The organism is Sphingobium sp. IP1, assembly GCF_002708645.1.
Lineage (GTDB): Bacteria > Pseudomonadota > Alphaproteobacteria > Sphingomonadales > Sphingomonadaceae > Sphingobium > Sphingobium yanoikuyae.
Genome location: NZ_NOIW01000001.1, coordinates 1 through 12,874, shown reverse-complemented (window position 1 = coordinate 12,874; position 12,874 = coordinate 1). Strand labels below are relative to the sequence as shown.

Sequence of the window (12,874 nt, the reverse complement as noted above, 5' to 3'; positions counted from 1 at the left end):
TTCCCTTTTGTTCGCCTTGCCCTAAGCCGGGCGGGTGATCGACCCCGCTGCCCTGCCCGCCCTCCATGCCAGCCATGGCGGCATCTGGCTGCGCGAAGGCAGCCGCACCATGGGCGTCGCCAAGGGGCAGGCCATCGCCCGCACCGCCGAGACGCCGACGCTGCTGCTCAATGCGCCGCTGACCGGTCAACGGCTGGGCTATCCCGATCTCAACGGGCTCGACCTGCTGGAACTCTGGGCCTTCGTCCATCCCGCGCGCTTTCTGGTGCCCACGCCCAAGGGGCTGGCCGAGGCGCTGGACCTGCCGCAACCGGCACAGGAAGGCGATATTCCGGCCCTGCTGCAGATGGCGGCGCGCGCGCTGCTCGACCGGCTCGATTCGCCGGAATGGAAAGAAAGGGAGGGCGGCTGGACCGCGGCGCAGGCGCTGCACCGGCTGCGCTGGCCCTGGTCGCCGCTGGTCGCGCCGCGCATCAGCCGCCCGGCGGAGGCGGAACGCTGGCTCTTTTCCAAGCTGCCCGAATGGGAGGAGGCTGCGCCCCGCCCTGCCCCGCGCACCGTCGCGATGGAGGAGGAGGCCGTGCTGGCGCGGCTCGACAGCCTGACCGGACCGGGCGCCGAACCCCGTCCCGGCCAGCGCGCCTATGCCGCCGCCGCGATGGAGGCCTTTCGCCCGCGCACGCATCGCGACCAGCCCAATATGCTGCTGGCGGAAGCCGGCACCGGCATCGGCAAGACGCTGGGCTATCTCGCTCCCGCCTCGCTCTGGGCCGCACAGGCGCAGGGCACGGTGTGGATATCCACCTATACCAAGGCGCTGCAACGCCAGCTCGACCGGGAATCGCTGCGCCTCTTCCCCGATCCGGCGACCGCCGCGCGACGCGTGGTGGTGCGCAAGGGACGGGAAAATTATCTCTGCCTGCTCAATCTGGAAGATGCGTTGCAGGGCGGTTTTGCCGGCCGCGCCGCCATATTGGCGCAACTGGTCGCGCGCTGGGCCGCCTTCTCCAAGGATGGCGACATGGTCGGCGGCGACCTGCCTGGCTGGCTGCCCATCCTGTTCCGGCGCAACGGCTCCACCGCGCTGACCGACCGGCGCGGCGAATGCATCTATGCCGGTTGCCCCCATTATCGGAAATGCTTCATCGAACGGTCGGCGCGGGCATCGGCCGAGGCTGACATCGTCATCGCCAATCATGCGCTGGTGATGATCAACGCCGCGCGCGGTCGCGAGACCGGGCAGCGCCCGCAGCGCATCGTCTTCGACGAGGGCCATCATCTATTCGACGCCGCCGATTCGACCTTCTCGGTCGCGCTGTCGGGGCAGGAGGCGATCGAACTGCGGCGCTGGGTGATGGGACCGGAAGGCGGATCGCGCGGCCGCCGCCGGGGCCTGGCCGCGCGCCTGTCCGACCTTGCCAGCTATGACGAGGAAGGGGGCGAGGCGATCCGCACTGCGGTCGAAGCCGCGCGCTCCCTGCCGGCCGACGACTGGCTGAAACGGATCGTCGCGGGTGAGCCTTTCGGCCCGCTGGAGGAACTGCTCGCCACGGTGCGCGGCACCGTCTTCGCGCGCGCCGCCGACAGCGGCGAGGCGGATGCCGGCTATGGGCTGGAGACCGAACTGGCCGAACCCGATGGACCGCTGGTCGAGGCGGCGCAGGAAGCGGCGATCGCCCTCGATGCGCTGCTGAAACCACTCGTCCGCTTGTCCAAGCGGCTGGAAGCGGTGCTGGAGGATGCGCCGGACTGGCTCGACGGCGCAGCGCGAGCGCGGATCGAAGGAGCGATCGGATCGCTGGGCTGGCGCCGCGACCTGATCAGCGCCTGGCTGGCGCTGCTGGCGCGGATCGGCGGCCCGGCCGACCCCGATTTCGTCGACTGGATGACGGTCGATCGGGTGGAAGGGCGCGAATATGATATCGGGCTGCACCGCCACTGGCTCGACCCGACCCGGCCGCTGGCCGAGGCGGTGCTGCAACCCGCGCAGGGGGTGATCGTCACCTCCGCCACGCTGAAGGGCGGCGGCGACTGGTCCAATGCCGAAGCCCGCAGCGGCGTCACCCACCTGCCCCACAGCGCCGAACGGTTCGAGGCGGCCAGCCCGTTCGACTATCCCGGTCGGGCCGAGGTGCTGATCGTCACCGACATCAAGCGCGGCGACATCGCCGCCATGTCGGGCGCCTATGCCCGGCTGATCGAGGCATCGGGTGGCGGCACGCTGGGCCTGTTCACCGCGATCCGGCGGTTGCGGGCCGTACATGCGCGCATCGCCGACCGGCTCGCCCGCGCCGGCCTGCCGCTCTATGCCCAGCATGTCGATCCGATGGATACCGGCACATTGGTCGATATCTTCCGCGACGATCCGCGTGCATCGCTGCTGGGCACCGATGCGCTGCGCGATGGCGTCGATGTGCCCGGCCATTCGCTGCGGCTGGTGGTGATGGAGGGCGTGCCCTGGTCCAAGCCGACCGTGCTGCATGCCGCCCGGCGCCTGGCGGGGGGTGGCAGCGCCTATGACGACCGGCTGATCCGCGCGCGTCTGGCGCAGGCGTTCGGCCGGCTGATCCGACGCGCCGAGGACAAGGGCAGTTTCGTGATCCTGTCCGCCGCCATGCCGAGCCGGCTGCTGAGCGCCTTCCCGCCGGGCACGCCGATCCGCCGGCTGACGCTGGACGAGGCGATCATCGCCGTCAGCGCAAAGATGCAGGGGCGGGACATGCAGGACGCTGGTCTTGGCGACCGAACAACGTTAGGGCATCAGGGAAGCGAACCCGGCATGCGGTGACCCGACAGGGCGCAGCGCCTTTGTTTTCTGCGTTTTTGCGAGTCGGCAGGAAATATTCCGCCGCGACAAGGCGCGAGGAGCTGGAGCGAGAATGAAGCGGTTGACCCTGTTGCGCCATGCCAAGTCCGATTGGGACGATCCGGTCGCGCGGGATTTCGACCGGCCGCTCAACCGCCGGGGGGAAAAGGCCGCGCTGCTGATGGGCCAGTTCGCCGCGCGGAAGGATATGCGGTTCGACCTGCTGGTTGCCTCCCCCGCTGCCCGCGTCGTCCAGACGCTCGACACATTCTTCACCGGTTATGGCGAAACGCTGGACGCGCGCTGGGACCGGCGCATCTATCTGGCCTCCGCCCCGACCCTGATCGACGTGCTGCGCGATTTGCCGGACGAGGCGGACAGCGTGCTGATGGCGGGACATAATCCCGGTTTCGAGGAACTGATCCTGAGCCTGGTCCCCGATGATGGCGCCAATCCGCTGCGCGAGGATGTGGAGATCAAATTCCCGACCGCCAGCATCGCGGTGATGGATCTCGCCATCGACCAGTGGGACGCGACGACGGACAAGTGCGGCACATTGCTGAGCTTCACCCGCCCCCGCGACCTGGACCCGGCTCTGGGTCCAGGATCGCGCTGAGCTTGACCACGCCGATTCACTGGCGGCCGGCCGTCGCCTCCGACGCCGCCGCATTGGCGATATTGGGCGGCGCCACCTTCCTTGCCAGCTTTGCCCATGACCATCCCGGCGAGGCGCTGGTCACCCATATCCGCAAGGCGCATGGCGAGGACTATTATCGTGCCGCGCTGGCCGATCCGGCCCAGACGATCCTGATCGGCGAGACGCCTCTCGGCGCGCCGGTCGGCTATGCACTCATCACCCCGCCCGACCTGCCGGTGCCGACCGACGATCGGGCGGATGTCGAACTCAAGCGCATCTATCTGCTGAGCGGGTGGCAGGGCGGCGGCAATGGCGACGCGCTGATGGCGCTGGTGCTGACGGAGGCCCGGCGACGCGGCGCGCGCCGGCTGCTGCTGGCCGTCTATCCACAGAATGATCGGGCGCGGCGCTTCTATGCGCGGCATGACTTTGTCGAGATTGGCGAACTGACCTTCATGGTCGGGGACGTACCGTTCCGCGATCTTGTCTATGCCCGGACGCTCTGAGCGGGATCAGCGGCCCAAGGCGCGCGCCAGATCGGCCCGGATGGTTTCGAGCCGGGCGATCAGGTCCGGCTCCGGCGTCGCGGCGGGCAGCGGGTCTATCGCTATGTCATCCGTACCGTCGGCCAGCGCCTTCTGTGCGCCCTTGACCGTGAAGCCCTCGACATTGAGCAACTGGTTGATGCGCCGTGCCAGCGCCACATCGGCAGGACGATAGTAGCGCCGGTTGCCCGATCGCTGGAGCGGACGCAATTGCGGAAAGCGGGTTTCCCAATAGCGCAAAATATGTTGGGCAAGACCCAGCTCTGTCGCCAGTTCGCTGATGGTCAGAAATGCGCCCTCGGCCTTTTCCATGGGCGCAATGTTGCACCCATAGTCCCGTAAAGGTCAACTACGGTAAACAGGCGACAATATTACAAAAGATGACCGAATTGCCTCAGGTCGAGGCAACACGGTCCCGCATCGTCTGGCTCGCGCGGAATGTGAGCACCCGGCGCGGCTCGATCGGCACCTCGATCCCGGTCTTCGGGTTGCGCCCCATGCGCTCATTCTTGTCGCGCAGGACGAAGGTACCGAAACTCGAAATTTTCACATTTTCGCCGCGCTCCAGCGCAGTCGACATATGTTCCAGGATCGATTCGACCAGTGCCGCCGCTTCCGCGCGGGACAAGCCAATGTGACGATTGACGCTCTCCGCCAGATCAGCGCGGGTCAGTGTGCCAGTGCCGGTCATCGCAAATCCCCAATGTGCCCCCCTGCATCATCTGCCAGGGCAAATGATTGCGACACAAATGTGATGCATGTTGGGTGATTCGGCAAGCAGGTCAGATACGTAGGGGCGATCGTTTCGCCGCCGTATCAGACCCGCAGGACGCAGGCGCCCCAAGTGAAGCCGCCGCCCATCGCTTCCAGCACGATCAGATCGCCGGCCTTGATCCGGCCATCGCGGGTCGCCGCATCCAGCGCCAGCGGCACCGAGGCGGCCGAGGTGTTGGCATGCTGGTCGACGGTGACGACGACCTTGTCCGGGGACAGTTTGAGCTTGCGCGCGGTCGCGTCGAGAATCCGGGCATTGGCCTGGTGCGGCACCAGCCAGTCGATGTCGGCCGGCGTCATCTCCGCCATCGCCATCACTTCCTTGAGCACGGTGGCGAGATTCACCACCGCATGGCGGAACACTTCCTGCCCCTTCATGCGGACCTTGCCCACCGTCTGGGTGGTCGAAGGACCGCCATCGACGTAGAGAAGCTGGTTGTGGCGGCCATCGGCATGCAGCTTGGCAGCGAGGATGCCACGCTGGCCGTCCGCGCTTTCCTCCGCACCGAGCACGACGGCGCCGGCGCCATCGCCGAACAGCACGCAGGTCGCGCGATCTTCCCAATCGAGAATGCGGCTGAAGGTTTCCGCGCCGATCACCAGCGCGCGCTGCGCCGCGCCCGAGCGGATCATCGAATCGGCGACCGTCATCGCATAGAGGAAGCCCGAGCAGACGGCGGCCACGTCGAAGGCGACGCCGTCATCGATGCCGAGGGCGGCCTGCACCAGCGTAGCGCTGGCCGGGAAGGTCTGGTCCGGGGTCGCAGTCGCCAGGATGATGAGATCGATATCCTGCGCGGCGAGACCGGCGGCCTCCAGCGCGCGCTTCGCGGCGTCGGTCGCCAGCGTGGTCGTGGTCTCCCCCTCGCCGGCGATATAGCGGGTGCGGATGCCGGTCCGTTCGACGATCCATTCGTCGCTGGTGTCGACGGTCTGCGCCAGTTCCGCATTGGTGACGACGCGTGCGGGCAGGGCCGAGCCCGTGCCCAGGAGAACGGATCGACGCATCACTTGACGGGCAGCTCCAATTTGGACGCGACGGCGGACAGATCCTGCACCCCGGCCATGTCGGCGGCGATGCGTCGCGTGATATCCTCTTCCAGCAGGCGGGCGGCGACATGCACCGCATTGGCCACGCCCTTGGCGTCAGCGCTGCCATGGCTCTTCACCACGACCCCGTTGAGGCCGAGGAAGACGGCGCCATTATGATTGTTGGGATCGAGATGATGCTTGAGCAGATGCATCGCCGGCTTCGAGATCAGGAAGCCGATCTTGGACCGCAGCGAGCTGGAGAAGGCGCGGCGCAGCAGGTCGGCGACGAAGCGGGCAGTGCCCTCGGCCGTCTTGAGCGCGACATTGCCCGAGAAGCCGTCGCATACGATCACGTCGGTTTCGCCGCGGCCGATCTTGTCGCCTTCGGTAAAGCCGTCGAACGAGAATGGCAGGGTGTCGGCCGCGCGCAGCACGGCGGCGGCATCACGGATCTCGTCCGTGCCCTTGAGCTCTTCGGTGCCGATGTTGAGCAGGCGCACGCGCGGCCGCTCCAGATCGAGCGCGATGCGGGCATAGGCCGCACCCATCACCGCGAACTGGACGAGATTGCGCGCATCGCACTCGGTATTGGCACCAAGGTCGAGCATGACGACATCATTGTCGCCAAGGGTGGGCAGCATCGCTGCCAGCGCAGGCCGATCGACGCCGGGCATGGTACGCAGCGCCAGCTTCGCCATCGCCATGAGCGCACCGGTATTGCCGGCCGAAACCGCCGCACCGGCATCACCCGACTTCACGGCGTTGATCGCCATGCTCATCGAGCTGCTCTTCTTGCGAATCGCGACGCTGGGCTTGTCCGTGCCCTCGACGATCGTGTCGGAATGCACGACTTCCGACGCCGCCCGCAAATTGGGGTGGTTGTCGAGAGCCGCCTTGATCCGGGTCTCGTCGCCGAAAAGGGTGAAGCGGAGTCCTTCGTGCCGGCGACGGGCAAGCGCAACGCCTGCCATCATCACCCGCACGCCTTCATCCCCGCCCATCGCGTCAATTGCGATTCGCGGTTGGCTGGACACTGAGATCACCCCTTTGCGGAGATCGAAAAAGTCTTACGCCCCGACGGCGATGACTTCGCGGCCGTTATAATGGCCGCACGCGTCGCACAGATTGTGGGGACGCTTCAGTTCACCGCAGTTCGAGCATTCCTGGAATGCTTCGACGCGCAGCGAATCGTGGCTGCGACGCATGCCACGCTTGGACGGGGAAGTTTTCCTTTTGGGGACAGCCATGTCGGCACCTGTTTCCGTAATTAAATCTGGTTATGCGACTGGCCGGTTTCCAAATGAGACGCCGACGGCACGGGTGCCGCAGACCATGCGGCCCGGGTGATCGCGAAGCCCTGCGCCTATAGCCGTTTTTGAAGATGGTGCAAGTCCTTCCTTGCCCGCCGGCCCGCCGCGCCTATGGTGGCGGCCCGTCGAATAGGGGGATGCCCATGTTGTTGCCGATCACGCTTACACTGGCTGCGGCCTGTGCGCTCATCAATTTCTGGCTGGCGGTGCGCTGCGCGCGAATCCGCGTGGGCGCGAAGCTTTTGCACGGCGACTCGGGGAATATGCTGCTGGCCCGGCGGATGCGGGCGCACGCCAATTTCATCGAATATACGCCGATCGTGCTGATTCTCTTCGGCCTGATCGAAATGGCGATCGGCGCGCCGCTATGGCTGTGGATCGGGGCGATGATCTATGCGCTGGCCCGAATCGCCCATGGCTTTGGCATGGACGCGGACAAGCCGACGGTCTGGCGCGCGGGCGGCGCGCTGCTCACCTGGATCGTGATGCTCGGCCTGGCGGTCGCGGCGCTCTATGTCGCCTATGGCGCGACTCGCGCCGTGCCTGCCCCGCCAGCGATGGCCCGCGTTTAACCGAGAACGGAATCGGCCACATAGGGATTGGTGCGCCGTTCATAGGCGAAATTGCTCATCTCGCCATGGCCGGGGACGAAGGCGGTCTGGCCGCCGAGCGGCCAGAGCTTGCCGGTGATCGCGTCGATCAAGTCCTGATGGTTGCCGCGCGGGAAGTCGGTGCGGCCGATCGAGCCCTTGAACAGCACGTCGCCCACGATCGCGAGCTGGCTCGGCGCATGGTGGAAGACGACATGGCCCGGCGTGTGGCCGGGGCAATGATAGACGTCGAAGGTCAGATGGCCGACGCTCACCTGGTCGCCATCGACCAGCCAGCGATCCGGCTCGAAACTCTCGCCGGGAATGCCCCAGCGTTCGCCATCCTGCGGCAGCCGGTCGATCCAGAAGCGATCCTCCTCATGCGGCCCCTCGATCGGGACATCGAGGTCGCGGGCCAGCACGCCGGCCTGGCCGCAATGGTCGATATGGCCATGGGTGACGAGAATCTTCTCGATCGTGACGCCATGCTGCGCCGCCGCCTTCTTCAGCACCGGCAGGTCGCCGCCCGGATCGACAAAGGCGCCGCGCATCGTTTCCGTACACCAGAAAAGGGTGCAGTTCTGCTGCAGCGGGGTGACGGGGATCAGGGCGGCTTTGAGCGGCGGCGTGGTCATGCTGCCGATGTGGCGGAGCGACGGGGCGAGCGCAAGGGCGTCGGCACGCCTGCTTCTGCGGCGCCCTACCCTAGCCCTTCGGCCGCGAAGGGTTCGGCGAGGCTGATGCTGTCGAGCACCTTGGCGGTTTCGTCGCGGACGCGCAGCATCACCCGGTGCAGGCGACATTCGCTTTCGGGCAGGCAGTTGGTGCAGCTTTCATGGGCGAAACGGCTGGCGCAGGGGGTGAGCGCGAGCGAGCCGCGGGTCAGGCGTACGATGTCGCCATAGCTGATGTCGACCGGCGCCAAGGCCAGCCAATAGCCGCCGTCGCGCCCCCGCTGGGTCGCCACCAGCCCTTCGCGCGACAATTCGGACAGGATCACCGTCAGGAATTTCGCCGGGATATTCTGGCGCGTCGCAATCTCGTTGAGGGGCACGGGCCCCTGGCGATAGCGGTCGGCAAGATGCTGGAGCGCGCGGATGGCGTAACGGGTCTTCTGGGACAGCATGGTCTGTTCGTTATTCGCCTGCGGCCCGGCTTTGGCAAGTCGAGCCGCAGGGTAGAGAAGGGAAAATCCGCTTTAATTTATGCGATGTTGCCGATCAGGGCTGCGTGTTGCTCAGAGCGTCGCGCGCCTGCCTGGGGAAATCGCTGAAAATGCCGTCGACGCCGGTCGCGGCGATCGCCTGGACATAGCCGGCAAAGTCGCCCCGGCCCTGCGGATCGTCCGGCCGCTTATACTGGTCGGGCAGGAAGCTGTTTTCCATCCGCAGCGTCCAGATATGGACCTGAAGCCCGGCATCATGGGCACGGCCGACCAGCGCGGTCGCCCCATCGGGTGCCAGTACCATGGCAGCGGACGGACCAAGGCCGGTGGCATAACCGGCAATCGCCTCCAGCCCGGAGACGCTCATCATGTCGGCATAGGTCGTGCCGGGTTCGTCAGCGGGGCCGCCTTCGGCATCGACGAGCTGGATGAGGCGCAGGCGGGTCGCTTCATGCAGGGCCTTGAGATTGCCGACCTCGAACGACTGGATGAAGACCGGATCGTCGGCATTGGTGTAGCCATATTTGCCGAGCAGATCGAGCAGCGCCTGCTGGTGCGGCAGGCCGATGCCGGCGAAATAGCTGGGATGCTTGGTTTCGGGATAGAGGCCGATACGACGATGCTGCTCCGCTTCCTTGGCGCGGACCAGCTTCAATATCTCCTCGAAGGTCGGGATGAGATAAAGGTCGTTGAAGCGGACATTGGCCGGGCGCAGATCGGGCAGACGTTCCCGCGCCCGCAGCGTGCGCAGTTCGCCGAGGGTGAAATCCTCGGTGAACCAGCCGGTCATTTCCATGCCGTCGATCGTCTTGGTCGTCTTGCGATCGGCAAATTCGGGATGGTCGGCGACGTCGGTAGTGCCGCCAATCTCATTCTCATGCCGGGCGACCAGCACGCCATCCCTGGTCAGGACCAGATCGGGCTCGATATAGTCGGCGCCCTGGTCGATCGCCCGTTCATAGCTGGCGAGCGTATGTTCGGGCCGCTCGCCGCTGGCACCGCGATGCGCGATGATCAGCGGGTCGGCGGCCCGGACGGCGGAAAGGGGGAGCAGGCCCATCATCAGCAATGCCCCGATGCCCAGCAGCCCCCGTCCGATCACGCCATCACGCCTTTCAGCGCGTTTTCATAGGTCGTCGCCTTGAAACCGACGACCGTGCCCTTGCCGGTGTCGAGGATCGGGCGCTTGATCATCGAGGGGTTGGTGATCATCAGCAGGATCGCCTTGTCCGCGTCGATATGCGCCTTGTCCCCCGCGTCGAGCGCCTTGAAGGTGGTGCCGGAGCGGTTGAGGATGGTTTCCCAACCATGCTCCATCACCCATTCCTCCAGCTTTTCCTTGTCGACGCCGGCGACCTTATAGTCGTGGAAATTATAGGCGACGCGCTCATTGTCCAGCCAGTTGCGGGCCTTCTTGATCGTGTCGCAATTCTTGATGCCGTACATGGTAATCATGATGATGTGTCCCTGTTACCCTTTGAAGGCGGTGACTTCGATTTCGATCTTCATCTCCGGCTTGATGAGGCCAGCGACGACGCAGCTGGCGGCCGGGCGGATCTCGCCAAAGATGGGCGCGGTGGCCTTGCCCAGATCGTCCCAATAGGCAGGGTCGGTGATATAATAAGTGACGCGCACGACATCGGCAAAGGAGAAGCCGGCGTCTTCAAGCGCCTTGCCGATCACCTTGAGCGCGTTGACGCCCTGATCGACCACGCTTTCGGGCATGATCTTGGTTTCGGGATCGGTGCCGGTGGTGCCGGCGACGAAGCACCAGTCGCCCTGGACGACGGCGCGCGAATAGCCGACCTGCGCCTCGAAGGGCGAGCCGGAGGAAATGAGCTGGCGGGACATGGAGGGATTCCTGTTGCGATGCGAAAAGGATCGGGGCGAAAAGGATCGCGACGGCCTTTGCCCCCTTGGTTCCGCGCTGTCCAGTGCGTTTCCGGGCGCGCTTGCGCGGAACGGGAAAATGGGGTGATCGTTGGAGGGGGACATGCCCCTGCAAGGAGACGCGCCATGACGATGTCCGACAATCGCCCCTTCCCCGACGAGAGTGAGGAGAATAGCGAACAGGCCGATGCCGGCACCCAGGCGAATGACGTCGCCGACGATGCGCTGGGCCGGACCAGCGACCTGAGCGAAGAGAGCGAGCATGGCGGGCGGCCCAACCCGGCGCAGATCATTCCCGACGATGTCCCCGACCTGGTCGACAAGATGAACGAGATGGACCGGTCCGGCTGGATCGACGAGGGCGCGTTCGATGGCGAGCCGCGGATGGACGACGAGGATGATGGCGAGGAGGACGAAATCCTCAACGAGGATGACGACTAGCCGCTAGGCGGGGTGCGCCTGTGCCGGCGCAAGGCCGAAATTGATCATGCCCCGCGCCATATGGCCGAGCGCTTCCGCCATGGCGTCGGCAATGTCGGTGTCGAGATCCTCCTGCATGGCGATGGCGCAGGCGGCCGCCGTCGCCCATTGATCGGCCAGTTGCGGCGTGATCGGAAAGGCGCGGTGCAGCGACATGATGCAGGTGCCGCGCTGGAACCAGTCGCGCGGGCCGCCCAGCCAGCCGCACAGGAAGCGGGTGAGACCGTGGCGCACCACGGAGAGGTCGGCGGCATGAATGGCGCGCAGCTCGACATAGGCCGGGTCGCTTTCCAGCAGGTCATAGAAGCGGTTTGCGATGGCGCGGACGACCGGTTCGCCGCCGATGCGGACATAGGGGCTGGGCGGCGCGGCGGCGTTCATGCGGCAATCTCCATGGGCTGAGGCCGACGCACCCTGCGCATCCCCTGCGCTTCCCACATTGATCCCGATCAAACGCCGGTTCGCCCCGAAATGGGGACAAGCCGGATCAGATTTAACCCTCTGTTTTTCCTGAACCTGCTAGGGGCGCACCATGTCCAGACGCCCCGACCGATTCACCCCCGACCGCATCGACACACTCTGGCGCCGGGAGGCGGCGCGTGCCGGACAGGCGCGCTTTCGTCGCCCCGCGCCCCAGCGCAGCGGCTTCAGCGGCAAGACACTGGGATTGGTGCTGGCGCTGGGGATGATGATCGGCTGGCAGGCGCCCGACTGGTGGGCGCGACTGGCGCCCGAGATCGCGATGCCGACGGCGTCGACCGGCACCGCCCCGTCGAGCGCCAGCGCCGACCAGCTGTCGGCCGATTTCGGCTATTGCCATAGCGGCGGCGGGACCAATTGCGTCGTCGATGGCGACACTTTCTGGTTCCGGGGCGAGAAATATCGGATCGCCGACATCGACACGCCCGAAACCCATGGGCCGCGCTGCCCGGAGGAAGGCGCGCTGGGCGCGCGGGCGACCAGCCGGTTGCAGCAATTGATGAATGCCGGCCCCTTCTCGCTGGAGATCGACGGACGGGCGACCGACAAATATGGCCGGGCGCTGCGGATCGTGACGCGTGATGGCCAGTCGATCGGCCAGCAGCTGGTGGACGAAGGGCTGGCCCGGACCTGGGACGGACGCCGCCACCCCTGGTGCTGAAAAAGGGGGCGCCTTCGCCCCCTTTCCCGATCAGCGGCAGCTCAGGCTGCCGCGGTCGATCTCGCGGCCGAGCAGCGCGCCGGCGCCGCCGCCGATCAATATGCCCGCCGTGTTGGAATAGCCGCGATCAAGCTGGCCGCCGATCAGCGCGCCGATCGCGCCGCCGATGATGAGGCCGGTGGTGCCGTCCGAACGGCGGCAATAATAGCGGTCGTCATAGCCGCGATAGATGCGCATGCTGCGGTCGACCCGGATCGGCGCATAGCCGCCGCGATAATAGCGGTCGGGGCGATAACGGCCGCCATAGCGCGGATCGGGCCGGTTCCAGTCATAGGCATAGACCGGCGGGCCGGGCCGGCGATAATTGCCACGGGGCGGCGGCGGGCGATGGTTGCCGGGACGGCCATATTGGGGCGGACGACCATTGCCGGGCCGGCCCGGCTGGGGCGGGCGGCCTGCCCCCGGCCGGCCGGGCTGGGGCGGACGCTGGGCATGATTGCCGCC

The 12,874-nt window shown here is 66.4% G+C and carries 18 protein-coding genes; 6 read left to right on the top strand and 12 right to left on the bottom strand.

The window, feature by feature from the left end; genetic code table 11:
- The first annotated feature begins 34 nt into the window (after positions 1–34).
- The 3 genes from CG471_RS00095 to CG471_RS00085 all read left to right on the top strand — a co-directional run bounded on the left by CG471_RS00095 (position 35) and on the right by CG471_RS00085 (position 3,949).
- On the top strand, positions 35–2,788 hold the full coding sequence (locus CG471_RS00095) for an ATP-dependent DNA helicase (RefSeq protein WP_099229726.1): 2,754 nt from the start codon (positions 35–37) through the stop codon (positions 2,786–2,788).
- A 91-nt stretch (positions 2,789–2,879) separates the two neighbouring features.
- The gene (locus CG471_RS00090) at positions 2,880–3,422 is read left to right on the top strand and encodes a histidine phosphatase family protein (RefSeq protein ID WP_017499105.1); all 543 of its coding nucleotides are present in this window, start codon (positions 2,880–2,882) and stop codon (positions 3,420–3,422) included.
- 2 nt (positions 3,423–3,424) lie between these two features.
- Complete coding sequence (locus CG471_RS00085) at positions 3,425–3,949, top strand: GNAT family N-acetyltransferase (RefSeq protein WP_099229724.1); 525 nt, start codon at positions 3,425–3,427, stop codon at positions 3,947–3,949.
- A gap of 6 nt (positions 3,950–3,955) precedes the next feature.
- Here the strand turns inward: CG471_RS00085 and CG471_RS00080 are convergent, their stop codons facing one another.
- From CG471_RS00080 to rpmF, 5 genes are all read right to left on the bottom strand, one after another.
- Positions 3,956–4,300, bottom strand: a complete 345-nt coding sequence (locus CG471_RS00080; RefSeq protein WP_099229722.1) for a MerR family transcriptional regulator — start codon at positions 4,298–4,300, stop codon at positions 3,956–3,958.
- A gap of 82 nt (positions 4,301–4,382) precedes the next feature.
- A complete protein-coding gene (gene ihfA, locus CG471_RS00075) occupies positions 4,383–4,679 on the bottom strand; it encodes an integration host factor subunit alpha (RefSeq protein WP_004209953.1) in 297 nt (98 codons plus the stop codon).
- A 125-nt stretch (positions 4,680–4,804) separates the two neighbouring features.
- Positions 4,805–5,773 carry a beta-ketoacyl-ACP synthase III gene (locus tag CG471_RS00070; protein ID WP_099229720.1) on the bottom strand — a complete coding sequence of 323 codons (969 nt, stop codon included), beginning with the start codon at positions 5,771–5,773 and terminating at the stop codon, positions 4,805–4,807.
- Complete coding sequence (gene plsX, locus CG471_RS00065; protein WP_010336845.1) at positions 5,770–6,795, bottom strand: phosphate acyltransferase PlsX; 1,026 nt, start codon at positions 6,793–6,795, stop codon at positions 5,770–5,772. The genes CG471_RS00070 and plsX overlap by 4 nt, the downstream gene beginning before the upstream one ends.
- Positions 6,796–6,861: 66 nt before the next feature.
- Positions 6,862–7,041, bottom strand: a complete 180-nt coding sequence (rpmF, locus tag CG471_RS00060) for a 50S ribosomal protein L32 (RefSeq protein ID WP_004209950.1) — start codon at positions 7,039–7,041, stop codon at positions 6,862–6,864.
- Between the two features lie 206 nt (positions 7,042–7,247).
- Here rpmF and CG471_RS00055 point away from each other — a divergent pair, with 206 nt between their 5' ends.
- Positions 7,248–7,676 carry an MAPEG family protein gene (locus CG471_RS00055; protein WP_026108754.1) on the top strand — a complete coding sequence of 143 codons (429 nt, stop codon included), beginning with the start codon at positions 7,248–7,250 and terminating at the stop codon, positions 7,674–7,676.
- Here CG471_RS00055 and CG471_RS00050 read toward each other — a convergent pair.
- The 5 genes from CG471_RS00050 to CG471_RS00030 form a co-directional block, all read right to left on the bottom strand.
- Positions 7,673–8,329 (bottom strand): MBL fold metallo-hydrolase, encoded by a 657-nt coding sequence (locus CG471_RS00050; protein ID WP_099229718.1) that lies wholly within the window; start codon positions 8,327–8,329, stop codon positions 7,673–7,675. The genes CG471_RS00055 and CG471_RS00050 overlap by 4 nt on opposite strands.
- Before the next feature lie 65 nt (positions 8,330–8,394).
- The gene (locus tag CG471_RS00045; RefSeq protein ID WP_004209947.1) at positions 8,395–8,820 is read right to left on the bottom strand and encodes an Rrf2 family transcriptional regulator; all 426 of its coding nucleotides are present in this window, start codon (positions 8,818–8,820) and stop codon (positions 8,395–8,397) included.
- Positions 8,821–8,914: 94 nt separating this feature from the next.
- The gene (locus CG471_RS00040; RefSeq protein WP_099229716.1) at positions 8,915–9,961 is read right to left on the bottom strand and encodes a glycerophosphodiester phosphodiesterase; all 1,047 of its coding nucleotides are present in this window, start codon (positions 9,959–9,961) and stop codon (positions 8,915–8,917) included.
- Positions 9,958–10,314 (bottom strand): ArsC family reductase, encoded by a 357-nt coding sequence (locus CG471_RS00035; protein ID WP_004209945.1) that lies wholly within the window; start codon positions 10,312–10,314, stop codon positions 9,958–9,960. Before CG471_RS00035 ends, CG471_RS00040 begins: the two co-directional genes overlap by 4 nt.
- 15 nt (positions 10,315–10,329) lie before the next feature.
- Positions 10,330–10,710, bottom strand: coding sequence for a RidA family protein (locus CG471_RS00030; protein WP_004209940.1), 381 nt, complete (start codon positions 10,708–10,710; stop codon positions 10,330–10,332).
- 165 nt (positions 10,711–10,875) lie between these two features.
- On the opposite strand from CG471_RS00030, the gene CG471_RS00025 reads away from it, so the two are divergent.
- Positions 10,876–11,190: a hypothetical protein gene (locus CG471_RS00025; RefSeq protein ID WP_004209937.1), complete on the top strand. Its 315-nt coding sequence runs from the start codon at positions 10,876–10,878 to the stop codon at positions 11,188–11,190.
- A gap of 3 nt (positions 11,191–11,193) precedes the next feature.
- On the opposite strand, the gene CG471_RS00020 is transcribed toward CG471_RS00025, so the two are convergent.
- Positions 11,194–11,610 carry a globin gene (locus CG471_RS00020; RefSeq protein WP_099229714.1) on the bottom strand — a complete coding sequence of 139 codons (417 nt, stop codon included), beginning with the start codon at positions 11,608–11,610 and terminating at the stop codon, positions 11,194–11,196.
- A gap of 151 nt (positions 11,611–11,761) precedes the next feature.
- Here CG471_RS00020 and CG471_RS00015 point away from each other — a divergent pair, with 151 nt between their 5' ends.
- On the top strand, positions 11,762–12,370 hold the full coding sequence (locus CG471_RS00015) for a thermonuclease family protein (protein WP_017499118.1): 609 nt from the start codon (positions 11,762–11,764) through the stop codon (positions 12,368–12,370).
- A gap of 30 nt (positions 12,371–12,400) precedes the next feature.
- Here the strand turns inward: CG471_RS00015 and CG471_RS00010 are convergent.
- On the bottom strand, positions 12,401–12,874 hold a 474-nt coding region (locus CG471_RS00010), incomplete at its 5' end, for a glycine zipper 2TM domain-containing protein (protein WP_257211350.1).